The sequence below is a fragment of the uncultured Stenotrophomonas sp. genome, assembly GCF_963519125.1.
In the GTDB taxonomy this organism is placed as follows: Bacteria; Pseudomonadota; Gammaproteobacteria; order Xanthomonadales; family Xanthomonadaceae; genus Stenotrophomonas.
The window spans coordinates 1-22,001 of sequence record NZ_CAUQLJ010000031.1; the positions used below are offsets into that span (position 1 = coordinate 1).

At 66.2% G+C, this 22,001-nt stretch carries 21 protein-coding genes and 1 pseudogene; 11 read left to right on the top strand and 11 right to left on the bottom strand.

The features are described from left to right. Positions 1-281, top strand: a pseudogene (locus tag RYM47_RS18080) (dihydrolipoyl dehydrogenase); the annotation flags it as partial. Between the two features lie 58 nt (positions 282-339). Here the strand turns inward: RYM47_RS18080 and RYM47_RS18085 are convergent. From RYM47_RS18085 to RYM47_RS18110, 6 genes are all read right to left on the bottom strand, one after another. Then, positions 340-555 (bottom strand): hypothetical protein, encoded by a 216-nt coding sequence (locus RYM47_RS18085; protein ID WP_315389761.1) that lies wholly within the window; start codon positions 553-555, stop codon positions 340-342. Between the two features lie 103 nt (positions 556-658). Further along, entirely contained in the window at positions 659-2,083 is a 1,425-nt protein-coding gene (locus RYM47_RS18090) for a replicative DNA helicase (protein WP_145480262.1), read from the bottom strand. Between the two features lie 136 nt (positions 2,084-2,219). Beyond that, complete coding sequence (locus RYM47_RS18095; protein WP_315389763.1) at positions 2,220-2,780, bottom strand: NADPH-dependent FMN reductase; 561 nt, start codon at positions 2,778-2,780, stop codon at positions 2,220-2,222. A gap of 110 nt (positions 2,781-2,890) precedes the next feature. Next, positions 2,891-4,834: an asparagine synthase (glutamine-hydrolyzing) gene (asnB, locus tag RYM47_RS18100; RefSeq protein WP_315389765.1), complete on the bottom strand. Its 1,944-nt coding sequence runs from the start codon at positions 4,832-4,834 to the stop codon at positions 2,891-2,893. A gap of 3 nt (positions 4,835-4,837) precedes the next feature. Continuing rightward, positions 4,838-7,117 carry a thiamine pyrophosphate-dependent enzyme gene (locus RYM47_RS18105; RefSeq protein WP_315389767.1) on the bottom strand — a complete coding sequence of 760 codons (2,280 nt, stop codon included), beginning with the start codon at positions 7,115-7,117 and terminating at the stop codon, positions 4,838-4,840. Between the two features lie 160 nt (positions 7,118-7,277). Beyond that, a complete protein-coding gene (locus RYM47_RS18110) occupies positions 7,278-8,102 on the bottom strand; it encodes a glycine zipper 2TM domain-containing protein (protein ID WP_315389769.1) in 825 nt (274 codons plus the stop codon). Between the two features lie 163 nt (positions 8,103-8,265). On the opposite strand from RYM47_RS18110, the gene RYM47_RS18115 reads away from it, so the two are divergent. After that, on the top strand, positions 8,266-8,487 hold the full coding sequence (locus RYM47_RS18115; RefSeq protein ID WP_315389770.1) for a DUF6116 family protein: 222 nt from the start codon (positions 8,266-8,268) through the stop codon (positions 8,485-8,487). Beyond that, a complete protein-coding gene (locus tag RYM47_RS18120) occupies positions 8,484-9,248 on the top strand; it encodes a TatD family hydrolase (protein ID WP_315389771.1) in 765 nt (254 codons plus the stop codon). Before RYM47_RS18115 ends, RYM47_RS18120 begins: the two co-directional genes overlap by 4 nt. Here RYM47_RS18120 and RYM47_RS18125 read toward each other — a convergent pair. Beyond that, positions 9,235-10,047, bottom strand: coding sequence for a tRNA threonylcarbamoyladenosine dehydratase (locus RYM47_RS18125; protein WP_315389773.1), 813 nt, complete (start codon positions 10,045-10,047; stop codon positions 9,235-9,237). The two genes, RYM47_RS18120 and RYM47_RS18125, sit on opposite strands and share 14 nt — an antisense overlap. A 93-nt stretch (positions 10,048-10,140) precedes the next feature. On the opposite strand from RYM47_RS18125, the gene RYM47_RS18130 reads away from it, so the two are divergent. Next, positions 10,141-10,581 (top strand): hypothetical protein, encoded by a 441-nt coding sequence (locus RYM47_RS18130; RefSeq protein WP_315389775.1) that lies wholly within the window; start codon positions 10,141-10,143, stop codon positions 10,579-10,581. Between the two features lie 95 nt (positions 10,582-10,676). Then, on the top strand, positions 10,677-11,174 hold the full coding sequence (locus tag RYM47_RS18135; protein WP_315389777.1) for a glycine zipper 2TM domain-containing protein: 498 nt from the start codon (positions 10,677-10,679) through the stop codon (positions 11,172-11,174). Positions 11,175-11,261: 87 nt separating this feature from the next. Here RYM47_RS18135 and RYM47_RS18140 read toward each other — a convergent pair whose 3' ends face one another. Next, positions 11,262-11,471, bottom strand: coding sequence for a cold-shock protein (locus RYM47_RS18140; RefSeq protein WP_070208491.1), 210 nt, complete (start codon positions 11,469-11,471; stop codon positions 11,262-11,264). A 236-nt stretch (positions 11,472-11,707) separates the two neighbouring features. Between RYM47_RS18140 and RYM47_RS18145 the strand changes: the two genes are divergently transcribed. Further along, positions 11,708-12,193, top strand: a complete 486-nt coding sequence (locus tag RYM47_RS18145; protein WP_315389779.1) for a DUF456 domain-containing protein — start codon at positions 11,708-11,710, stop codon at positions 12,191-12,193. A 143-nt stretch (positions 12,194-12,336) separates the two neighbouring features. Then, positions 12,337-13,494, top strand: coding sequence for a phospholipase A (locus RYM47_RS18150; protein WP_315389781.1), 1,158 nt, complete (start codon positions 12,337-12,339; stop codon positions 13,492-13,494). Positions 13,495-13,535: 41 nt separating this feature from the next. Here the strand turns inward: RYM47_RS18150 and RYM47_RS18155 are convergent, their stop codons facing one another. Both RYM47_RS18155 and RYM47_RS18160 read right to left on the bottom strand, forming a co-directional pair. After that, positions 13,536-14,171 carry a glutathione S-transferase family protein gene (locus RYM47_RS18155; RefSeq protein WP_315389783.1) on the bottom strand — a complete coding sequence of 212 codons (636 nt, stop codon included), beginning with the start codon at positions 14,169-14,171 and terminating at the stop codon, positions 13,536-13,538. A 64-nt stretch (positions 14,172-14,235) separates the two neighbouring features. Then, positions 14,236-15,753, bottom strand: coding sequence for a fumarate hydratase (locus tag RYM47_RS18160; RefSeq protein ID WP_315389784.1), 1,518 nt, complete (start codon positions 15,751-15,753; stop codon positions 14,236-14,238). Positions 15,754-15,913: 160 nt separating this feature from the next. On the opposite strand from RYM47_RS18160, the gene RYM47_RS18165 reads away from it, so the two are divergent. The 3 genes from RYM47_RS18165 (at position 15,914) to RYM47_RS18175 (ending at position 19,132) form a co-directional block, all read left to right on the top strand. Continuing rightward, a complete protein-coding gene (locus RYM47_RS18165; protein WP_315389785.1) occupies positions 15,914-16,357 on the top strand; it encodes a carboxymuconolactone decarboxylase family protein in 444 nt (147 codons plus the stop codon). A gap of 55 nt (positions 16,358-16,412) precedes the next feature. Continuing rightward, a complete protein-coding gene (locus tag RYM47_RS18170; RefSeq protein WP_315389786.1) occupies positions 16,413-18,269 on the top strand; it encodes an ABC transporter ATP-binding protein in 1,857 nt (618 codons plus the stop codon). A gap of 83 nt (positions 18,270-18,352) precedes the next feature. Further along, entirely contained in the window at positions 18,353-19,132 is a 780-nt protein-coding gene (locus RYM47_RS18175; RefSeq protein WP_315389787.1) for a ferredoxin--NADP reductase, read from the top strand. 6 nt (positions 19,133-19,138) lie between these two features. Here the strand turns inward: RYM47_RS18175 and RYM47_RS18180 are convergent, their stop codons facing one another. Continuing rightward, positions 19,139-19,621, bottom strand: a complete 483-nt coding sequence (locus tag RYM47_RS18180) for a glutathione peroxidase (RefSeq protein ID WP_315389789.1) — start codon at positions 19,619-19,621, stop codon at positions 19,139-19,141. 105 nt (positions 19,622-19,726) lie between these two features. On the opposite strand from RYM47_RS18180, the gene RYM47_RS18185 reads away from it, so the two are divergent. Further along, positions 19,727-21,886, top strand: a complete 2,160-nt coding sequence (locus RYM47_RS18185) for a M3 family metallopeptidase (RefSeq protein ID WP_315389790.1) — start codon at positions 19,727-19,729, stop codon at positions 21,884-21,886. The last annotated feature ends 115 nt before the right edge of the window (positions 21,887-22,001 follow it).

The following is a 22,001-nucleotide window of genomic DNA, read 5'->3' on the forward strand; positions in this document are numbered from 1 at the left end:
CCGGCAGCTTCCCGTTCGCCGCCAACGGCCGTGCCGTGGCGATGATCGAGCCGGCAGGCTTCGTGAAGGTGCTGGCGCACGCTGAAACCGACCGCATCCTGGGCATGCACCTGGTCGGCGCCAACGTGTCCGAACTGGTCCACGAAGGCGTGCTGACCATGGAGTTCAGCGGTTCGGCCGACGACCTGGCCCGCATCTGCCACGCGCACCCGTCGCTGTCGGAAGTGGTCCACGACGCCGCCATGGCCGTGAGCAAGCGCGCCATCCACAAGGCCAACTGACCGGCCCTGGCGTGACGCAACGAAAAACCCCGCCTCGGCGGGGTTTTTTGTGGGTGGGTCAAGCAGCGACGGGGCGGCCACCACCCAGCAGGCGGGCCGGCAGCATGAACACCGCCCCCAGGAATGCGAACAACGCCGAGAAGGTTATGCCGACCAGGCGGAACGGCAGGCTCAGCAGCCACACGAACGGCCAGGCCAGCAGGGCCAGGATCGCCAGCGGCCAGCACAGCACGAACAGCAGGCACCACACGCCGAGCGCGAACAGGGTCTTCATGACGGTCTCCAAGGCGGCACCTTGCCGCGTGGGACCACGTTGCCGCCCTGCCCGGCCCGTTTCAACCGGTTTGCGACGAAACCGGCCATAGGCCGACGAACCGTTATTCGAAGGAGCCCACCGAATCGTGCGACAGGTTGTCGAAGCGGGTGTATTCGCCGAAGAACTTGAGCTTGCATGAGCCGGTCGGGCCGCCTCGGTGCTTGCCGATGATGATCTCGGCCAGGCCCTTGTCCGGCGAATTTTCCTTGTTGTAGTAATCGTCGCGGTAGATGAAGACGATCATGTCCGCATCCTGCTCGATTGCGCCCGATTCGCGAAGGTCGGCCATCACCGGGCGCTTGTCGGTTCGCGTTTCCAGCGAGCGGTTGAGCTGCGAGAGCGCGATGACCGGCACGTTGAGCTCCTTGGCCAGGCCCTTCAACGAACGCGAGATCTCCGAGATTTCGGTTGCGCGGTTCTCGCTGTTGCCCGGCACGCTCATCAGCTGCAGGTAGTCGATCACGATCAGGCCGAGGTCGTGCTCGCGCTTGAGCCGGCGGCACTTGGAACGCAGGATCTCCGGCGACACACCCGGGGTGTCGTCGATGAAGATCTTGGTCTCCTTCAGCATGCGGATCGCACCGGTGACGCGGCTCCAGTCCTCGTCCTCCAGCTGGCCGGTACGCAGGCGCTGGGCGTTGATGCGGCCGTTGGAGGAAATCAGGCGCATCGCCAGCTGCGAGGCCGACATTTCCATCGAGAACACCGCCACGCCCTTCTTGGACTTGATCGCGGCGTACTCGGCGATGTTCAGCGCGAAGGTGGTCTTGCCCATGGCCGGTCGTGCGGCCAGGATGATCAGGTCGGTCGGCTGCAGGCCCGAGGTCATCGCGTCGAAGTCGGCGTACCCGGTCGGCAGGCCGGTGATGTTGCCGCCGTTCTCGAAACGGCTGCGCAGCTCTTCGAAGGCATCCTTCAGCGCACCGGGCATCGCCACGAAATCGGTGCGGCCCCGGGCGCCCTGCTCGGCAATGGCGAACACCGACTTTTCCGCCGCCGAGAGCAGTTCGCTGCTCTCGCGACCTTCAGGCTGGAAACCGTCGTTGACGATGTCGGTACCGACCTGGATCAGCTGGCGCAGGACCGCCTTGTCGCGGACGATCTCCGCATACGCGGCGATGTTGGCGGCCGACGGCGTGGTGCTGGCCAGTTCGATCAGGTAGGCGCCGTCGCCGACCAGCTCCATCTTGCCCTGCGACTCGAACCACTCGCCCAGGGTCACCGCATCGAACGGACGGTCGCGTTCGGACAGCTCGCGGATCGCGCGGTAGATGGTCTGGTGGTCGCGCCGGTAGAAGTCGGTTTCGGTCAGCTGGTCATTGACCCGGTCGTAGCTTTCCGGGGCCAGCATCAAGCCACCCAGCACCGCCTGTTCGGCCTCGATCGAATGCGGCGGCACGCGCAGCGCGTCTATGCGCATCTCGTCGCGATCGAAGCGGTCACCGCGGTCTTTGCGGTCGGAACGGAAGCCGGAGCGGGCGGACATGAGCGGGGATAGTTCCTGCAGAGTGGTGCGTAGGACATGGTAGGCGCGGAGCGGCCAACCCGGTTATGCACAACCCTGTGGATAAGCCGTGGATAGCTGGACGCCCCGACGCGCCATTATCGCAGAAGCCCCCTGCTCAGCGCTGACCGCCATGGGTTGCGATCCAGGCCAGGAACTTGTCGGTGAAGGCCCGCAGGAAGTCGCGGGTGCCTTCGTTGCTGATCGTGCCATGGTCGTCGATCAGCCCTTCCTTGAAGTGGATGAACGCTTCCGGCTGCCCGAGCACCGGCATGTCAAGGTAGGCCAGTACATTGCGAAGATGCTGCTGGGCCAATGCGGTGCCGATCGCGCCGATGGACGCGCCGATCACGGCAGCGGGCTTTCCGGCAAAGGCGCTGTGGCCGTAAGGGCGCGAGCCCAGATCGATGGCGTTCTTGAGCACGCCGGGGATCGAGCGGTTGTATTCGGGAGTCACGAACAGGACCGCGTCGGCCTTGCGGATCTGGTCCTTCAGGCGCAGGCCCTCGGACGGGTAATCCTTGTCGAAGTCCTGGTTGTAGAGCGGCAGGTCGCCGATCTGCACGTACTCGAAGGTCGCCTTGCCGGCGACCAGTTTCTCCAGCGCATGGGCCAGCGCCTGGTTGTGCGAGCCCTTGCGCAGGCTGCCGACGAGGACGGCGATGGTGGGGTTGGCCATGGGTGTCTCCGTTCCTGGGGGAATGGTCAGCCTATGGGCGGGGGCCGTTGGATGCGGTGAAGGCCGTGGGTGCGTGCGTGGTCAGCCTTCCGTGGGACACGCGTGGCCCGTTACGCGCGCGAAACCCCCGCCCTCACCTGCTTCCAATGCGCCTGCCAGGCCTGGAACATCAACACGTTCCACAGGTGGGTGTGCCACTTGCGCTCGCCGTTCTTGAACTGCGCCCACAGCGGTGCCACCGCGTCCACGTTGAAGACCCCCTCGGCCGCAAGCCGCGCGGGGTCCAGCAGTTCATCCGCCCACCCCCGCAGGTCGCCCTTCAACCACGCACTCACCGGCGCGCCAAACCCGCGCTTGGGCCGGTGCACCATGTCCTGCGGCACGTAGCGGCCCAGCACCCGCTTCAGCAGGTACTTGCTGACCCCGTCGCGCTGCTTCATGCCCAGCGGCAGCGACCAGGCGAACTCGGCCACGCGCCAGTCCAGCAGCGGCGCGCGCGCTTCCAGGCTGACCGCCATGCTGGTGCGGTCCACCTTGCACAGCAGGTCGTCGGGTAGATACGTGCTGAAGTCGGCCAGCATCATCGCGTCGGCCGGCGAACCGGCCCCGTGCAGCGGATCGGCCAGGTCGTAGAAGCTGCCCGCGCCGGTCGCGCCGATCACTGCCGCGACCGGGTCGCGCCAGCGCGAAATGCGGTTGCGGTACACATCGCCAATACCGCGTGCGCCGGTTTCGGCCAGCAGCGCGGCCAGCCCGCCGGTGCGTGAGGATTCGCCCTGGGTGTGCGCATGCGCGGCCATCCAGCGCCGCAGCGGCGCCGGCACCCGGCCCAGCATCGTCCAGTTGCGCAGTGCACGCTGGTAGCGGCTGTACCCGAAGAACAGTTCATCGCCGCCGTCGCCCGACAGCGCCACCGTCACCGCACTGCGCGCCAGCTTCGCCACCAGTGCAGTCGGCACCTGCGAGGCGTCGGCGAAGGGTTCGTCGAACATCGCCGGAAGGTCCGGCACCACCGCCAGCGCGTCGGCGCCACTCACGTACAGCTCGGTGTGGTCGGTGCCCAGGTGCCCGGCCAGCGCCTTGGCCAACGGGGCTTCGTCGTGGTCGGAGCCTTCAAAACCGATGCTGAAACTGTGGATGGGGCTGGACGACTGCGACTGCATCAACGCCGCCACCACCGACGAATCGGTGCCGCCGGACAGGAATACGCCGACCGGCACATCGGCCACCATGCGCAGCCCGACCGCATCGCGCAGTACGGCATCGAGCTGGTTCTCCGCCTCGTCGTCGCTGCCCAGGAACGGCAGCGCCAGGGCCTGCTGCATGCGCTCGCGCGCGTTCCAGAACGGCAACTGCTGCTGGTCCGGGCGGTGCGCGGCAGCGCCGGCAGCCACGGCGGCGGCATCCAGGCGCAGCACGCGGCCCGGCATCAGCTTGAAGCAGCGCTCATGGATGCAGTGCGGCGCGGGAATGTAGTCCAGCCGCAGCAGCAGGGTCAGTGCGTCGCGGTCGATGTCGTTGTCGAACTCCGGATGCTGCCACAGCGCCTTCAGCTCGGAGCCGAACACCAGCGTGTCGCCGGCCCAGCCGTAGTACAGCGGCTTCTTGCCGACCCGGTCGCGGGCCAGCCACAGGCACTGTTCGGCGCGGTCCCACAGGGCGATGGCGAACATGCCGTTGGCCCGCTGCAGGGTGTCGTCCAAGCCCCAAGCCACGAACGCGGCCAACAGCACCTCGGTGTCGGAATGACCGCGGAACACGTGGCCCAGCCCTTCCAGCTCCACCCGCAGCGCAGCGAAGTTGTACACCTCGCCGTTGTAGGCCAGCACATAACGGCCGTCGTCGGACGCCATCGGCTGGTGGCCCAGCGGCGACAGGTCGAGGATGCTCAGGCGGCGATGCGCCAGCGCGATGCCACTGGCGGCGTCGGCCCATACCCCGCTGTCATCCGGCCCACGGTGCAGCAGGGCATCGCCCATGCGGCGTGCCTGCTGTTCCAACGCGGCCTGCTCCCGTCCCGGGGCGGCCAGCAACATTCCTGCCAGTCCACACATGCGTCAAAGGTCCTGCGCCAACACCCGCGCGGCGCTTACCACCGCATTGTCGCTTGGAAGCACGCACAATGCTGCCCCCGCCAGCGGCGTATAGGTGTCGGCACCGCAGACGCGCTGCAGCGGCAGGTGGCCCAGCCCGGCCTCGACCAGCGCGGTGATGATGCCCTCGCCCACGCCGGCGCTGTGCCGGCCTTCGTCGACTACCAGCACCCGGCGCGCGTCGGCGGCCTGTCCGGCGATGAAGCCGGCATTGAGCGGCACCAGCCAGCGCAGGTCGACCACGCGCACCTGCCAGCCCAGCTCGGCCTCGATGCTGCGCGCCGCGCGCAGGCTCATCGGCACGCCATTGCCATAGGTGAAGATCACCAGATCGCTGGCATCGTCGAAGTACACCCGGCCTTCGCCCAGCACCAGCGCCTGGTCAGGTTCGGGATATGGGAACAGCCACTGTCCGTCGCCTGCGGCATGCAGGTCCTTGCTCATGTACAGCGCGATGGGTTCAAGGAACACCGCCACCCGCCCATCGACCCGGGCCAGCGCCGCCAGCGTGCGCAGCATCATCGCGGCGTCATCGCCGCGCGAGGGACAGCCGACCACCAGGCCGGGAATGTCGCGCAGCGCGGCAATCGAATTGTCGTTGTGGAAGTGCCCGCCGAAGCCCTTCTGGTAGCCCAGCCCGGCAATGCGCACCAGCATCGGGTTGCGGTACTGGTCGTTGGAGAAGAACTGCAGCGAACAGGCTTCGCCGCGCAGCTGGTCGGCGGCGTTGTGCAGGTAGGCCAGGTACTGGATCTCGGGGATCGGCAGCATGCCCAGGTTGGCCAGGCCCTGGGCCATGCCCAGGATCATGGTTTCGTCGAGCAGGGTGTTGAACACCCGGCGTGGCCCGAAGGCTTTGAGCAGGCCCTTGCTGACGGTGTACACCCCACCCTTCTGCGCCACGTCTTCGCCGAACAGCAGCGCGTCCGGGTACTTGCACAGCAGGTCGTGCAGGGCCTGGTTGATCTGCACCGCCAGGTGGCGCGGCGGCTGTCGTTCGGGCAGCTGCGCGGCACTGCCGAACGCAGCCTCGCGCGAGGAGGCGTCTGGCACGCGGCGGGCTTCAGCATCAACGGCGGCCGGCGTATACGGCGCAAGCGGCGCCATGATCTCGGCCAGCGCACCCAGCTTGGGCCGTTGGTCGGCCGCCTCGGCCGCAGCGAAACAGCGCGCGCGCATGGCCTCGTAGCGTTCCAGCAGCTGCGCCGGGGTCATCCAGCCCGATTCCAGCGCGATCCGCGCTGACTGCAGCAGCGGATCGGCCGCTTCGGCTGCGCAGAGCTCGGGCAGTGGCCGCCATTCGATCTCGAAATCGGTCCCGGCGTGTCCCATCAGCCGGGTGGTGCGCAGGTGCAGGAAGGTCGGCCGACGGGTGCGTCGGCAATGCTCCAGCGCGCGTTGCACCTGTTCGTGGCCGCTGGCCAGGTCCAGGCCGTCGGCGAAGTAGTAGTCCAGCCCCGGGCGGTGGCGGAAGCTCTCGGCGATCCAGCCTTCGGGGGTTTTCACCGAAATGCCGATGCCGTTGTCCTCGCAGACGAACAGGATGGGCGCTGGCAGCTTCTGGTAGGCAGCCCATGCCGCCGTGTTGAAGGCGGTCTGCGCGGTGGCGTGGTTGGCCGACGCATCCCCGAACGAACAGATCACCACGCTGTCGTCGGGAATCGGCAGCGCGTGGCCGATCCGGCGCGCGGTTTCGATCGCCATGGCCGTGCCGAGCGCCTTGGGCAGGTGCGAGGCGATGGTCGAGGTCTGCGGCAGCACCCACAGCGGCTTGCTGCCCCACACCTTGTGGCGGCCACCACTGGCCGGGTCGTCACGGCTGGCCGCGAACGACAGCGCCGCGTCCATCACCGGGTCCATGTCCGGCAGCTGGCGGAAGCGTTCGGCCATGAACGCACCGGAGCGGTAGTGCAGGAACGCCGGATCGGTATGCCGGGCCAGCCGCGCCACCAGCGCGTTGCCTTCGTGGCCGGAGGAGCCGATGGTGTAGAAGACCTTGTTCTGCACGCGCAGGACGCGCGCCATCAGGTCCAGGTGGCGGCTTGCCAACTGCGATTCGAACAGGGCGTCGAATGTTTGCGCGTCCAGCGTGCTGCCGGGCAGGATCGGCGCGGACGGTGCTGGACGCGGTGCAGCCGGGCCATCCCAATGCTGCACGAACTCGATGAAGTTGGCGTCGCAGATCTCGGCCCGGTTGAGGCCTTTCATGCGCGCGGGAATCGGATCGGGGACCACGGCCACCATGCACTACCCTCCAGCTGAGCCGAACGGACGGACCGGGCGAGCATGGCGGCAAGCGGCAGCGCTTGCCAAGCGCGGGTGCAGCATGGACAAAACGCAACAGGCCGGCGAAGTGCCGGCCTGTTGCGTGGATTCCGATTGCCGGGCAGAGCCCGGCACTACGTCAGCGGGTGGTGGTGTCGAGGGCCGCGGTCTGGGTGACCAGCTGGCCGTCGATCACCGGCAGGCGGTCGCTGGTCGGCTTGTTGGCCATCTTGACGGTCTTTTCGGCGCCGTCGTAGCGGTAGGTCACGTTGTAACCGGTGACCGCGTTGGTGGTGCCCATGGCGATGCGGTTGCCCGGCTTGCTGGCCATGCGCATGGTGCCGGTGGTGCCGTCTTCATTGCGGTAGGTCACGTTGTAGCCGGTGACCTTGCTCGACTCGGAGGTCGCCGTCTCGGTGTGGCACTGGCGTTCGGTGCGGTTGACCACGCGGCCACCCACGTGACGCTTGTCGACCTGGTTGCCGATCATGCCGCCGGCGACGGCGCCGGCTGCGGTGGCCGCCTTGCGGCCGTTGCCGCCACCGACCTGGTTGCCGAGCAGGCCACCGATGACCGCACCGGCCACGGTGCCGCCGACGTTGCCGTCGCGTTCGGGCAGCCGTTCCTGCACCACCACGTCCTCGCAGACTTCGTGCGGGGTCTGGGTGGTGGAGGTCTCGCGCACCGGCTCGGTGCCGATCACGGTGGCGTAGGCCTTTTCCTTCTGGGTCAGCGGATCGACCTTGACCACGTCGGCGTATTCCAGGCGACCGGCCTTGTCCACGGCGAGGTCGTCGGTGCGGGCACCATCGTCGGCAAGCGGCGTGGTGTCGATGTTCGGGCGGGTCTGGTTGGCGGTGACCGGGTCGGCGGAGGTACCGCTCTTCATGAAGGCGGCAGTGGCGATGCCGCCGACCAGCAGGGCGCCTGCGGCGACCAGGGCAGTAGTAGTAGTGCTCTTCATTTCCGTCTCCCTGCGGACGATCCGCAACATTCTTGATGCGGATTCCAGCACGCCATTGCTGAACAGAATCTCCACATGACGCATACACCGCTGTAACCCATTCAGGTTCTGTGCGATAGAGGCTCGTGATAGCGTTTACAGCATCTGTCGAGGAGGTCACACAATGCCGGGTCCCCTGCTGCTGCCGGTGATGTCGTGGGCGCAGAAGCTGCGTTATCCCACGCTGTTCAAGGTCACTGCTGCGTTGTTTGCCGTTACATTGTTCATTCCCGATCCGGTGCCGTTCGTGGACGAGATCCTGTTTGGCCTGGGCACGCTGCTGCTGGCCAACTGGAAGCGCCGCAGCGACACCCTGCCCCCGCGCCTGGACCAGCACGACGCGTGAACCTGTTCGACAGCCACTCCCATCTGGACGCAGACGAGTTCGATGCGGACCGCGCGCAGGTCATTGCGCGCGCGCACGCCGCCGGCGTGAACGCGCAGGTGCTGCCGGCGGTAACCGCCGCCAGTTGGCCGAATCTGCGCGAGACCGCCCGGATGGCCGACGGCCTGTACCCGGCCTATGGCCTGCATCCGATGTTCCTCGACCAGCACCGGCCAGAGCATCTGGACCAACTGCGCGAGTGGATTGAACGCGAGCAGCCGTGCGCGGTCGGCGAGTGCGGGCTGGATTTCTTCGTGGACGGACTGGATGCGGAACAGCAGCAGTTCTACTTCGACGGGCAGCTGCGGATCGCGCGCGAGTTTGACCTGCCGGTCATCGTGCACGCACGCCGCGCCGTAGATGCGGTGATCTCTGCGATCAGGCAAGTGGGCGGCCTGCGCGGGGTGATCCACAGTTTTCCGGGCAGCCCCGAGCAGGCTGCGCAGCTGCACAAACTCGGCTTCCTGGTCGGCCTGGGCGGCCCGTTGACCTACGATCGCGCCCAGCGCCTTCGGCGGCTGGTGGCGCAGCTGCCACTGGAGCAGCTGCTGCTGGAAACGGATGCGCCGGACCAGCCGGATGCGGGGATTCGTGGGCAACGCAACGAACCGGCGCGGCTTGCGGTGATTCTGGAAACCGTGGCGCAGTTGCGCGGTGAATCAGCCGAAGCCATTGCGGAGCAGACCACGGCAAATGCAAAGCGGCTGTTCAACCTCGCGTAGAGACACGCGCCGGTTTTTTCTTCAACAACATCTCCAGTGCCTTCCCCACCGCCGCAAACGCGAACGCGCCGGTGATGTGCGTCGCCGCACCCAGACCTGCCCCGCAGTCCAGCTTCAACGCCGCATCCGCCCCCAGCTGCGGACGTACGCCACATACAGTGCCGTCGGCCTGCGGGTACTTCACGTTTTCCAGTGAATACACCGCCGGCACGCCGAAATAGCGTGAGGCGTTCTTCGGAAAGTTGAAGTCGCTGCGCAGTTTCTTGCGGATCAGCGCCAGCATGGCGTCGTGCTCGGTCCGCGACACGTCACGAATGCGGACCAGGGTCGGATCGGTGCGCCCGCCCGCCGCGCCTACGGTCAGGATCGGCAGCTTGCGGCGGCGGCACCAGGCGATGGTTTCGACCTTGACCCGGAAGCTGTCGCAGGCGTCGATCACCAGGTCGAAGTCGCGGTCGAGCAGTTCCACCATGTTGGACACGGTCAGGAACGAGGCGATCGCGTCCACCTCGATATCCGGGTTGATCGCGCGGCAGCGTTCGGCCATCGCCTCGGCCTTGTTGCGGCCGTACTGCCCGGCCAACGCCGGCAGCTGGCGATTGGTGTTGGACACGCAGATGTCGTCGGCGTCGATCAGGGTCAGATGCCCCACCGCCGTGCGCGCCAGCGCTTCCACCACCCACGAGCCGACCCCGCCCATGCCGACCACCGCCACCCGGCGCTGCGACAGCTGGTCTACGGTGCCTGCTCCATACAACCGGTCGATGCCGGCAAAGCGTTCGCGCAATACGTCGTTCATGGCGTCCATTTTAGACGCCCGGAGGGTGACGATGTACGGCCGCCCCGCGCGGCGGGTAGGATGCAGCGAGCCACCCACAAGGACGCAACCGACATGAACGCCCCCGCCTCGACCCAACGTCGCTTCTCCACCGCTTACCGCTACCTGTTCGTTGCCGGGCTGGGCCTGGTGATCGGCGTTGTCGCCACGGTGATGATCTCGCGTGCGATCCAGGCGCGACAGGACCCCTTCCCCGACAGCCTGATGCACGTGATGCAGCGCCAGGTTGCCCTGCTCTCGGATGCACAGGCCCAGAACCGCTGCAGCCTGGCCGACAGCGTGCCGCGCCTGCAGACACTGCGTTCGCTGTCCAACGACATGGATATCGCCTTCCCGGACATGCGCGACAACGCGCAGTTCCAGCAACACGCCAGCGGCCTGCGCGCCACGCTCAACACCGCCCTGGCCAGCCCACCCACCGACTGCGTGGCCATGGGCAAGCTGGTGGAGAAGATCAAGGCGGACTGCCAGGCCTGCCACCAGGACTTCCGCTGATTCATCTGCCAGCCACGAAGTGAGGACTGGATTGGCGCCCTGTTCACGCAGGACACGACAGGATCTGCGCCATGCGACCCCGACGGAGAACCACCATGAAGATCCAACTGATTGCTGCAGCTGCCATCGCCACCCTCGGCCTGGCCGGCTGCGCCACCTCGCCTGGCTATGGCGGTGGTGGCTACAACAGTGGTTACAACAACAACAGCGGCTACAACAACGGCGGCAACTACAACACCAACCGCTGCGCCGACTGCGGCATCGTGACCCGGATCAACCAGGTGGCCTCGGGCCGCAGCGCGCCGAGCGCGACCGGTGCGATCCTGGGCGGCATCGTGGGCGCCGTGGCCGGCCATGAGATCTCCGACCACACCGGCGGCAGCAAGGGCAACCAGAACGTGGCCGCCGCTGCGGGCGCCGTGGGCGGCGCGCTGGCCGGCAACCAGATCCAGAAGAACGTCACCAGCGACACCTTCGACATCACCGTGCGGATGGACGACGGCCGCACCGTGGTGGTGAACCAGCGTGACCTGGGCGGGATCCGCGAGAACACCTACGTGCGCGTGGTCAACGGTCGGGTGGTCATCCGCTGAAGCCTGGCGTTTGCCCCTTGCTGGAAAGAAGAAGGCCCGCTTGCGCGGGCCTTCTTCATTACCACGCGTGCGCGGTGGCTTGCCGCATCAGACCGGCTGGACCTTGTCCGCCTGCAGGCCCTTCTGGCCCTGCACGACTTCGAAGCTCACCGACTGGCCTTCCTTCAGGCTCTTGAAACCCTGGGTTTCAATCGCGCGGAAGTGCACGAACACATCTTCACCGTTCTGGCGGCTGATGAAGCCAAAGCCCTTGGCGTCATTGAACCACTTCACAGTACCCTGCTCACGATCAGCCATCTCACTTACTCCCTGATATCTCTGCTTTGTCGTTGGATACGCCTTTGCGGGCGGCTGACAGCAAGGGGGAAGCGAGGTGCATCGATGGAGCGGATCTGGAAGACCTACCATCATCAGGCCACGATCCACGGTGACCTTGCCAAGCTCAGCGCCTGCAACTTAACCCGCGCAAAATGAAAAAGCAACTGGCATATTCCACAAATGTCAACCCAAATTCGGCAAACATACGGCACAGCATGGACCCTTCATTCATCTTCTACCTGATCGCGGTGCTGCTGGTCCTGATCGGCATCGCGGGCATCATCCTGCCCGCCCTGCCGGGCATACCGCTGGTGTTCGCGGGTCTGCTGGTCGCGGCCTGGGGCGATGGCTTCGTGCATGTGGGCTGGGTGCCGCTCACGGTACTGGGCCTGCTGACCCTGGCTTCGTTCGCGGTTGACGTGATCGCCACGATGGTCGGCGCGAAGCGCGTCGGCGCCAGCAGCAAGGCGCTGTGGGGAACCTTCATCGGCAGCATTGCCGGGTTGTTCTTCATGCCGATCGGGCTGTTCGCCGGTCCACTGGCCGGTGCCCTGCTCGGCGAGTACTGGCACACCCGCGAACTCGGTCGCTCCACCAAGGTCGGGTTGGCCACCTGGCTGGGCATCCTGCTCGGGTTTGCGTTGAAGCTGGCGCTGGTGATCGCGATGCTGGGCATCTTCGCGTTCGCCTGGTGGTTCTGATCGGCATCGGCTTCACGCCGTGCGCACAGGGGGCACCGGCATAAACGCGCTGAAACCGTCACGCGCGTCGTGAAGTGCGCTGGCGGGAATCCGGGGCAGCCGCCACACTGTTCCGGCTCTCCCTCATTCATCGGCCCGCCCCCATGACCCACCGCCCCCGCTCGGCCCTGTTCTCTGCCCTGGCCCTGGCAACCGCAAGCCTGCCCGTGGCCGCACAGGAAGCCTCGCCGGCCCCGGCGTCGCCCGAAGCCTGTTCGCAGGTGAGCACCGACGCAGCGCGCCTGGCGTGCTACGACAAGCTTTTCCGCCCGACCGCCGAAACCACCCAGGCTGCCGACGCGGCCGCGATCGCGGCCAAGCAGGAACGGCGCGAGGAACGTCAGGCGGCGCGCACGCCCGACGCCCCGGCCACCGAGCGGGTCAGGCAGCGCGTGGGCGAGGTGTTCAAGAATGACGGCCACAATGCGGCGCTGGCCAATGCCGGCAAGGGTTCGCTGCTGGACAGCCGCTGGGAACTGGCCCAGGACTCCAAACTGGGCGCGTTCCAGCTGCGCGCCTACAAGCCGGTCTACCTGCTGCCGGCGTTCTGGACCAGCGACAAGAACCAGACCCCGCAGTCGCCCAATCCGGACAACACGGTGACCACGCCGCAGCAGCTGGACAGCAATGAGCTGAAGTTTCAGCTGAGCTTCAAGACCAAGGTCTGGGAGAACGTGTTCGGCGACAACGGCGACATCTGGGCGGGTTATACCCAGAGCTCGCGCTGGCAGGCCTACAACGCCGACAACTCGCGTCCGTTCCGGGAAACCAATTACGAGCCGGAAATCATGATGATGTTCCGCAACGGCTACTCGATCGGTGGCTGGCGTGGGCGCATGAGTGGGCTCAGCCTGACCCACATGTCCAACGGCCGCGCCGATCCGCTGTCGCGCAGCTGGAACCGGGTGATCGCCACCATCGGCCTGGACCGCGAGAACTGGGCGCTGGTGCTGCGCCCGTGGTACCGGCTGCCGGAAGACCGCGAGGACGACAACAACCCGGACATCGAAGACTACATGGGCCGCGGCGACGCGACCCTGACCTGGAACCGCAACGGCCACGAAGTCTCGCTGATGGCGCGGCACTCACTGCGCGGTGGCGACCGTTCGCACGGCGCGCTGCAGCTGGATTACGGCTTCCCGATCAGCAACCTGCTGCGCGGGCATGTGCAGATCTTCGACGGGTATGGCGAGAGCATGATCGATTACAACCACAAGGCCACGTATGTGGGCGTGGGTGTGTCCCTTCTGGAGTGGTATTGAGGTTGCGTTGCAGCCACGCAGGGCGTGGCTCTACCGCATGATCAGGTCCAATCGGTGATCCCCTCGCGCCGATACACCTCGGCGAAGGCGGGCCGCGCCTTCATGGCCTCCGCAAACGCCTTCAGCACCGGCCAGGAATCGCTCGGCCGCGGCATGTTGCGTGACCAGCGCATCAGCATCACCAGCATGAAATCGACCACGCTCAGGCGTTCGCCCAGCACGTACGGGCCGTTGCTTTCCAGATGCCCGGCCATCTGCTGCCAGGCCGCTTCAAGCTGTTGCCGGGCCATCGTGCGGGTCGCCTCGGTATTGGCCTCACCGGCCGGCTCATTGGCGTAGAACCAGGCCCGGTATGCCGGCTGCAGCGTGTTGGCGCACCAGAACATCCAGCGGTAGGCCTGGCCGCGCTCCGGCGTGCCCGGTGCCGGCAGCAGGCCGGCCTGCGGGTGCAGGTCGGCCAGGTGCAGGGCGATGGCCGCTGCTTCGGTGAACACCTGTCCGTCAATGACCAGCGTGGGCACGCGCCCGGCCGGATTGAGCGCCAGGTAATCGGCGCCTTTCTGCTCACGCGTGTCGAAATCCAGCAGCACCAGGTCGTGCGCGATGCCCAGCTCGATCAACAGCCAGTGCACCACCAGCGAGGCGGTGCTGCTCGATCCATACAGCGTGGTGGCCATGTGCGGCGCCTGCAGTCGGGAAACCCCGATTATGCCTGCGCCGCGACGCTCCGCAGGTCGGGCGTCAGGCGACGACCACCGGAATGGCGCCGATGCGGGCCTGCCATTCGCGCGGACCGGTGATGTGCACCGATTCGCCGGTGGAATCGACCGCCACGGTCACCGGCATGTCCTGCACGGTGAATTCGTAGATCGCTTCCATCCCCAGGTCGGCGAAGCCCACCACCTTGGCGGCCTTGATCGCCTTGGAGACCAGGTACGCCGAACCGCCGACCGCCATCAGGTAGGCCGACTTGTTGTCGCGGATCGCCTCGATCGCGGCCGGGCCACGCTCGGCCTTGCCGACCATGCCCAGCAGGCCGGTCTGTTCCAGTACCTGGCGGGTGAACTTGTCCATGCGGGTGGCGGTGGTCGGGCCGGCCGGGCCCACCACTTCGTCGCGCACCGGATCGACCGGGCCCACGTAGTAGATGAAGCGACCCTTCAGGTCGACCGGCAGCGGCTCGCCCTTGTTGAGCATGTCGACCATGCGCTTGTGCGCGGCGTCGCGGCCGGTGAGCAGCCTGCCGTTGAGCAGCAGGGTCTGGCCCGGCTTCCAGCTGGCCACGTCTTCCGGGGTGATCGTATCCAGGTCGACCCGGGTGCCCTTGGAGGCGTCATAGGTGATCTGCGGCCAGTCGGCCAGCGACGGCGGGTCCAGCATCACCGGGCCGCTGCCGTCCAGGGTGAAGTGGGCGTGGCGGGTGGCGGCGCAGTTGGGAATCATCGCCACCGGCAGGTTGGCGGCGTGGGTCGGGAAGTCCTTGACCTTGATGTCGAGCACCGTGGTCAGGCCGCCCAGGCCCTGCGCGCCGATGCCCAGCGCGTTGACCTTGTCGTACAGCTCCAGGCGCAGTTCCTCGGCGCGGTTGGAGGCGCCGCGGGCCTTGAGTTCGTTGATGTCGATCGGCTCCATCAGCGATTCCTTCGCCAGCAGCATCGCCTTTTCGGCGGTGCCGCCAATGCCGATGCCGAGCATGCCCGGCGGGCACCAGCCGGCGCCCATGGTCGGCACGGTCTTCAGCACCCAGTCGACGATCGAGTCGGACGGATTGAGCATGGCGAACTTGGTCTTGGCTTCCGAACCACCGCCCTTGGCGGCGACGATGACGTCGACGGTGTTGCCCGGCACCACCTTGACGTTGACCACGCCCGGCGTGTTGTCCCTGGTGTTGATGCGCTTGCCGGCCGGATCAGCCAGCACCGAAGCGCGCAGCTTGTTGTCCGGGTGCATGTAGGCGCGGCGCACGCCTTCATTGGCCATGTCCTCCACGCCCATGGTGGCGTCATCCCAACGCACGTCCATGCCGATTTCCAGGAACACGGTGACGATGCCGGTGTCCTGGCAGATCGGACGGTGGCCTTCGGCGCACATGCGCGAATTGATCAGGATCTGCGCCATCGCTTCCTTCGCGGCCGGCGACTCCTCGCGCTCGTAGGCGGCGGCGAGGTTCTTGATGTAGTCGACCGGGTGGTAGTACGAGATGTACTGCAGCGCGTCGGCGATGGACTGGATGAGGTCTTCCTGCTTGATCGATGTCACGTAATGCTCGCTTGCTCGGGGCTGGCGGGGGGTAAGCCGACCATTTTACCCCTCCCGCAGATCGGAGTTGAGAATCGATCCCGCCCGGGATGTCACGGCGCCGGACCCTGATCCGTCTACCCTATGAAGACGCCCATCCGGGCCGTCACGGAGTTTCACGATGTCCGCTTCCCCCCGCGTTCCCTACGCACGCCTGGCCGCCGACGCCTTCAAGGGCCTGCTGGCCACCAGCAAGGCCGTGCATGACAGCTCGATCGACCCGACCCTGATGGAGCTGGTGTTCCTGCGGGTCTCCCAGATCAACGGCTGCGGCTACTGCATGGACATGCACGGCACCGCCCTGCGCAAGGGCGGGATCGAGCCGCGCAAACTCGACACCCTGCCGGCCTGGCACGAAAGCCGGTTCTTCGACGAGCGCGAGAAGGCCGCACTGGGCTGGGCCGAGGCACTGACCCGGCTGAGCACGGCGGCGCCGTCGGACGCGGCGTTCGACGCGCTGGCGCCGCATTTCGACGCCAAGGGCATCAGCGACCTGAGCATGGGCATTGCGGTGATCAATGCCTGGAACCGGTTGGGCGCGGGGTTGTTGCCGCCGCTGCCGTAAGGAGCTGGGGCCGGCGCCACCGGGCTGTCACAGGCGCGGCTGGCACAATGCGTGAATGGCCCCCTCCCCCCAGCAGAAAAACCCCAGCCTGCGCGAACGCTTCAAGGCGATGCGCAACCTGCCCCCGTTCCTGCGCCAGGTCTGGCAGACCAGTCCAGCGCTGACCATTGCAAGCCTCGGCCTGCGTGTGGTCCGCGCGCTGCTGCCGGTGGCGATGCTGTACGTGGGCAAGCTCATCATCGACGCAGCGCTGCTGCTGAGCCGGCACGAAGCCGGCTTTCCCCCGTTCGGGGAGGCACTGTCCAGCGGGCTGCTCAATCCGCTGCTGGGCCTGCTGGCGCTTGAGTTCGGCCTGGCGATCGCGTCCGACCTGCTCGGCCGCATCGTCAATTACGCCGACAGCCTGCTCTCGGAGCTGTTCACCAACGTCACCAGCGTGCGCCTGATGGAGCACGCCGCCGAGCTGGACCTGGAGGACTTCGAGGACCCGGACCTGCAGGACAAGCTGGACCGCGCCCGGCGCCAGACCATGGGCCGGATGAGCCTGATGAGCCAGCTGTTCGGCCAGGTGCAGGACGCGATCACGGTAGCCAGCCTGGCGGTCGGCCTGCTGGTGTATGCGCCGTGGCTGATCCTGCTGCTGGCGGTGGCGCTGGTGCCGGCCTTCATCGGCGAATCGCACTTCAACGCGGCCAATTACAGCCTGAACTTCCAGTGGACCCCCGAGCGCCGCCAGCTCGACTACCTGCGCCAGATCGGGGCCAGCGTGGAAACCGCCAAGGAGGTGAAGATCTTCAACCTTCACCGGTTCCTGATCGACCGCTACCGCTTCCTGGCCGAAAAGTTCTTCCGCGCCAACCGTGCCCTCGCCCGCCGCCGCGCGTTCTGGGGCACCCTGCTGGCCGCGCTCGGCACGCTGGGTTACTACACCGCCTATGCCTACATCGCCTGGCGCACCGTGCGCGGCGACTTCTCGATCGGCGACCTGACGTTCCTGGCCGGCAGCTTCCTGCGCCTGCGGCAGTTGCTGGAAGGCCTGCTGATCGGGTTCTCGCAGGTGGCCAGCCAGGCGCTGTACCTGGACGACCTGTATTCGTTCTTCGAGATCGAGCCGGAGATCCATTCGCGCGCCGACGCGGTGCCGGTGCCGAAGCCGATCAGCCTTGGCTTCGTGTTCGAGAACGTGGGATTCCGCTACCCCGACGCCGAGGCCTGGGCGGTGCGGCACCTGGATTTCGAGCTGCGCGCCGGCGAAGTGCTGGCCCTGGTGGGCGAGAACGGGGCCGGCAAGACTACCCTGGTGAAGCTGCTGGCGCGTCTGTACGACCCCGACGAGGGCCGCATCCTGCTCGACGGGCGCGACCTGCGCGAGTACGACCTGGACGCCCTGCGCGCCAACATGGGGGTGATCTTCCAGGACTTCGTGCGCTACAACCTGACCGCCGGCGAGAACATCGGGGTGGGCCTGGTCGATGCGATGACCGACGACGCACGCATCCGCGACGCGGCCCGGCGCGGCATGGCCGACGAGGTGATCGAAGGATTGCCACAAGGCTACGAACAGCTGATCGGGCGCCGGTTCAAGCAGGGCGTGGACCTGTCCGGCGGGCAGTGGCAGAAGATCGCCATCGCGCGTGCTTACATGCGCGACGCGCAGGTGATGATCCTCGATGAACCCACTGCCGCACTGGACGCGCGCGCCGAGTTCGAGGTATTCCAGCGCTTCAAGGAGCTGTCCGACAACCGCACGGCGGTGCTGATCTCGCACCGGTTCTCGTCGGTGCGCATGGCAGACCGGATCCTGGTGCTGGCCGAGGGCCGGCTGGAGGCCAGTGGCACCCACGCGGAGCTGATGGCGCAGGGAGGGCGGTATGCGGAATTGTTCGAACTGCAGGCGGCCGGATACCGGTAAAAGAGAGGTTTCGGGCCGGTCAATGAGAATTTATCTCATTTGAGCTAGAATACCGTCGACAACACAGATCAGACCCCACCCCCATGTCTTCCGCTTTTGGTGCCGAAACGGTGCTTGAAGTCCGTCACTGGACGGACGCCTACTTCAGCTTCACCACCACCCGCGACAGCGGTTTCCGCTTCGAGAATGGCCAGTTCGTCATGATCGGGCTGGAAACCGAGGCGCGGCCGCTGCTGCGTGCGTATTCCATCGCCAGCGCCAACTGGGAAGAGAACCTGGAGTTCTTCAGCATCAAGGTGCAGGACGGTCCGCTGACCTCGCGCCTGCAGCACATCAAGCCGGGCGACAAGGTGCTGGTCGGCAAGAAGCCTACCGGCACGCTGTTGATCAGCGACCTGCATCCCGGCAAGCACCTCTACCTGCTGGGCACCGGCACCGGCCTGGCGCCGTGGCTGTCGGTGATCAAGGACCCGGAAACCTACGAGCGCTTCGACAAGGTGATCCTTACCCACGGCGTGCGCTACGAGAAGGACCTGGCCTATCGCGAGCTGTTCGAGAAGGAACTGCGCGAGCACGAGTTCCTGGGCGAGATGATCGGCGACAAGCTGCTGTACTACCCCGCCGTTACCCGTGAGCCGTTCCCGAACCAGGGCCGCCTGACCTCGCTGATGGAAAGCGGCGAGATGCAGCGCACCCTGGGCCTGCCGGAGCTTAACCCGGAAAACGACCGCGCGATGATCTGCGGCAGCCCGCAGATGCTGGCCGACCTGCGCCACGTGCTGGACGCCCGCGGTTTCCAGACCTCGCCACGCATCGGCACGCCCGGGCATTACGTGTTCGAGCGCGCGTTCGTCGAGAAATAACCGGCGTTATCCCAACGCGGCTTCAACATCCCCACGCAGGTTCTCGGGCTTGTCGGTCGGCGCATAACGCTCCAGCACCCGGCCGTCGCGCCCGATCAGGAACTTGCTGAAGTTCCACTTGATCGCGCTCAGGCCGAGCAGGCCGGTTTTTTCTTTCTTGAGCCACGTCCACAGCGGGTGCGCGTGGTCGCCGTTGACCTCGATCTTCTCCGACAGCGGGAAGTCCACGTCATAGGTCAGCGAGCAGAAATTCCGGATCTCCTCGGCGTTGCCCGGCTCCTGGTGCCCGAACTGGTCGCACGGGAAGCCGATCACCACCAGGCCGCGCTCGCGATACTCCTTCCACAGGGTCTCCAGGCCTTCGTACTGCGGGGTGAAGCCGCACTTGCTGGCCACGTTCACCAGCAGCAGGGCCTTGCCGCGGTACTGCTCCAGCGGCTGCGGCTGGCCGTCCAGGTCATTGAATGTGAAATCGTAGGCAGTGGTCATGGCGATTCTCCCAGGGGAAACCCATTGTAGACATGCCTTTCGACACAAGCCCGGGCCCATCACCCCGGGTTAACCTCGGGCACTTGTCTGACCGGAGATTTCCCCTTGACCACCCGTCTTGCCCTCGCTGTCGCCGTGACCCTCGGCCTTGCCCTGCCCGCCTATTCCGCCGTTGCCGCCGCCCCGGCCGCCAACGCCGCCCAGCAGGCCAACCCGTTCTTCGCCGACAGCCCGCTGCCGCTGCATTACCCGCAGTTCGACAAGATCAAGGACAGCGACTTCGCCCCCGCCTTCGACGCCGGCATGGCGCAGCAGCTGAAGGAAGTGGAGGCCATCGCCAACAACAAGGCCAAGCCGACCTTCGAAAACACCCTCATCGCCCTGGAAAAGAGCGGCGACACCCTGGACCGTGCCACCACCGTGTTCTTCAGCCTGGTTGGCGCTGACACCAACGACACCCGCAAGAAGCTGCAGGCCGACTACTCGGCGAAGTTCGCCGCGCACAGCGATGCGATCGCGCTGAACGGCAAGCTGTTCGCGCGCATCCAGGCGCTGTACGACACCCGCAACCAGCTCGGCCTGGACGCCGAAGGCGTGCGCCTGGTCGAGAAGTACTACGAAAGCTACGTGCGTTCCGGCGCCAAGCTCAATGAAGCCGACAAGACCAAGCTCAGGGCGATGAACGCCGAGCTGGCCAACCTGGGCACCAAATTCAGCCAGAACGTGCAGAACGAAGTGAACGCCTCGGCTGTGACCGTGGACGACGTCAAGCTGCTGGACGGCCTGTCGGCCGAGCAGATTGCCGCCGCGTCCGAAGCCGCCAAGGCGCGCAAGCTCGACGGCAAGTACGTCATCGCGCTGCTCAACACCACCGGCCAGCCGCCGCTGACCAACCTGACCAACCGCGACCTGCGCAAGAAGATCTACGACGCCTCGGTCACCCGTGGCAGCCGCGGTGGCGAGTTCGACAACACCGCGCTGGTCGCGCGCATCATGCAGCTGCGTGCCGACAAGGCAAAGCTGATGGGCTTCGAAAACTTCGCTGCCTACAACCTGACCAACCAGACCGCCAAGACCCCCGAAGCGGTCAACGCGATGCTGGGCCAGCTGGCCCCGGCCGCAGTGGCCAACGCAAAGCGCGAAGCCGCCGACCTGCAGGCGATGATCGACAAGGAACAGAAGGCCGCCGGCAAGCCGACCTTCCAGCTCGAAGCGTGGGACTGGGCCTACTACAGCGAGAAGGTGCGCCAGGCCAAGTACAACTTCGACGAATCCCAGCTCAAGCCGTACTTCGAACTGAAGAACGTGCTGGAAAACGGCGTGTTCTTCGCCGCCAACCAGGAATACGGCCTGAGCTTCAAGCAGCGCACCGACCTGCCGGTCTACCACGATGACGTCACCGTGTACGACGTGTTCGATGCCGACGGCAGCCAGCTGGCGATCTTCATCTTCGACCCGTATGCGCGTGCGTCCAAGCGCGGCGGTGCGTGGATGAACTCCTATGTTTCGCAGTCGGCGCTGACCGGTTTCAAGCCGGTGGTGGCCAACCACCTCAACATTCCCAAGCCGCCGGCCGGCCAGCCGACCCTGCTGACCTGGGATGAAGTGACCACCACCTTCCACGAATTCGGCCACGCCCTGCACGGCATGTTCTCGAACGTGAAGTACCCGTACTTCTCGGGCACCTCGGTGCCGCGCGACTTCGTCGAGTTCCCCTCGCAGGTCAACGAGATGTGGGCCGACAATCCGCTGATCCTGAAGAACTACGCCAAGGATCATCGCAACGGCACCGCGATGCCGCAGGCGCTGCTGGACAAGGTGCTGGCTGCATCGAAGTTCAACCAGGGCTTTGCCACCACCGAGTACCTGGGTGCGGCCATGCTCGACCAGCGCTGGCACCAGATCGGTCCGGACCAGGTGCCGGCGGCCAAGGACGTGATGGCCTTCGAGCGCGCTGCGCTGGAGAAGGACGGGATCTACTACGCGCCGGTTCCGCCGCGTTACAAGACCCCGTACTTCAGCCACATCATGGGCGGCTACTCGGCCGGCTACTACGCCTACATCTGGTCGGAAGTGCTGGATGCCAACACCCAGAAGTGGTTCCGTGAGAACGGCGGCCTGAGCCGCAAGAACGGCGACCATTTCCGCCAGACCCTGCTGTCCAAGGGCGGCAGCGTCGATGCGATGCAGCTGTTCCAGGACTTCGCCGGTCATGCGCCGGAGATCGGTCCGCTGCTGGAAAAGCGTGGTTTGACCCAGCCGTAATCGGCTGAGCAGGCACGATATGAAAACCGCCCGGCACTGCCGGGCGGTTCTTTTTTGGGGAGAGGGAAATGCCTGAGCGAAGTTGCTGGTAGGGTCGCATCCCAATCGACCGCCG

Excerpts from the sequence above, each read along its gene's own strand:
- RYM47_RS18085 (WP_315389761.1), bottom strand. The coding sequence starts at position 555 with ATGAAGACCCTGTTCGCGCTCGGCGTGTGGTGCCTGCTGTTCGTGCTG.
- RYM47_RS18090 (WP_145480262.1), bottom strand. The coding sequence starts at position 2,083 with ATGTCCGCCCGCTCCGGCTTCCGTTCCGACCGCAAAGACCGCGGTGAC.
- RYM47_RS18095 (WP_315389763.1), bottom strand. The coding sequence starts at position 2,780 with ATGGCCAACCCCACCATCGCCGTCCTCGTCGGCAGCCTGCGCAAGGGC.
- asnB (WP_315389765.1), bottom strand. The coding sequence starts at position 4,834 with ATGTGTGGACTGGCAGGAATGTTGCTGGCCGCCCCGGGACGGGAGCAG.
- RYM47_RS18105 (WP_315389767.1), bottom strand. The coding sequence starts at position 7,117 with ATGGTGGCCGTGGTCCCCGATCCGATTCCCGCGCGCATGAAAGGCCTC.
- RYM47_RS18110 (WP_315389769.1), bottom strand. The coding sequence starts at position 8,102 with ATGAAGAGCACTACTACTACTGCCCTGGTCGCCGCAGGCGCCCTGCTG.
- RYM47_RS18115 (WP_315389770.1), top strand. The coding sequence starts at position 8,266 with ATGCCGGGTCCCCTGCTGCTGCCGGTGATGTCGTGGGCGCAGAAGCTG.
- RYM47_RS18125 (WP_315389773.1), bottom strand. The coding sequence starts at position 10,047 with ATGAACGACGTATTGCGCGAACGCTTTGCCGGCATCGACCGGTTGTAT.
- RYM47_RS18130 (WP_315389775.1), top strand. The coding sequence starts at position 10,141 with ATGAACGCCCCCGCCTCGACCCAACGTCGCTTCTCCACCGCTTACCGC.
- RYM47_RS18135 (WP_315389777.1), top strand. The coding sequence starts at position 10,677 with ATGAAGATCCAACTGATTGCTGCAGCTGCCATCGCCACCCTCGGCCTG.
- RYM47_RS18140 (WP_070208491.1), bottom strand. The coding sequence starts at position 11,471 with ATGGCTGATCGTGAGCAGGGTACTGTGAAGTGGTTCAATGACGCCAAG.
- RYM47_RS18145 (WP_315389779.1), top strand. The coding sequence starts at position 11,708 with ATGGACCCTTCATTCATCTTCTACCTGATCGCGGTGCTGCTGGTCCTG.
- RYM47_RS18150 (WP_315389781.1), top strand. The coding sequence starts at position 12,337 with ATGACCCACCGCCCCCGCTCGGCCCTGTTCTCTGCCCTGGCCCTGGCA.
- RYM47_RS18155 (WP_315389783.1), bottom strand. The coding sequence starts at position 14,171 with ATGGCCACCACGCTGTATGGATCGAGCAGCACCGCCTCGCTGGTGGTG.
- RYM47_RS18165 (WP_315389785.1), top strand. The coding sequence starts at position 15,914 with ATGTCCGCTTCCCCCCGCGTTCCCTACGCACGCCTGGCCGCCGACGCC.
- RYM47_RS18170 (WP_315389786.1), top strand. The coding sequence starts at position 16,413 with ATGGCCCCCTCCCCCCAGCAGAAAAACCCCAGCCTGCGCGAACGCTTC.
- RYM47_RS18175 (WP_315389787.1), top strand. The coding sequence starts at position 18,353 with ATGTCTTCCGCTTTTGGTGCCGAAACGGTGCTTGAAGTCCGTCACTGG.
- RYM47_RS18180 (WP_315389789.1), bottom strand. The coding sequence starts at position 19,621 with ATGACCACTGCCTACGATTTCACATTCAATGACCTGGACGGCCAGCCG.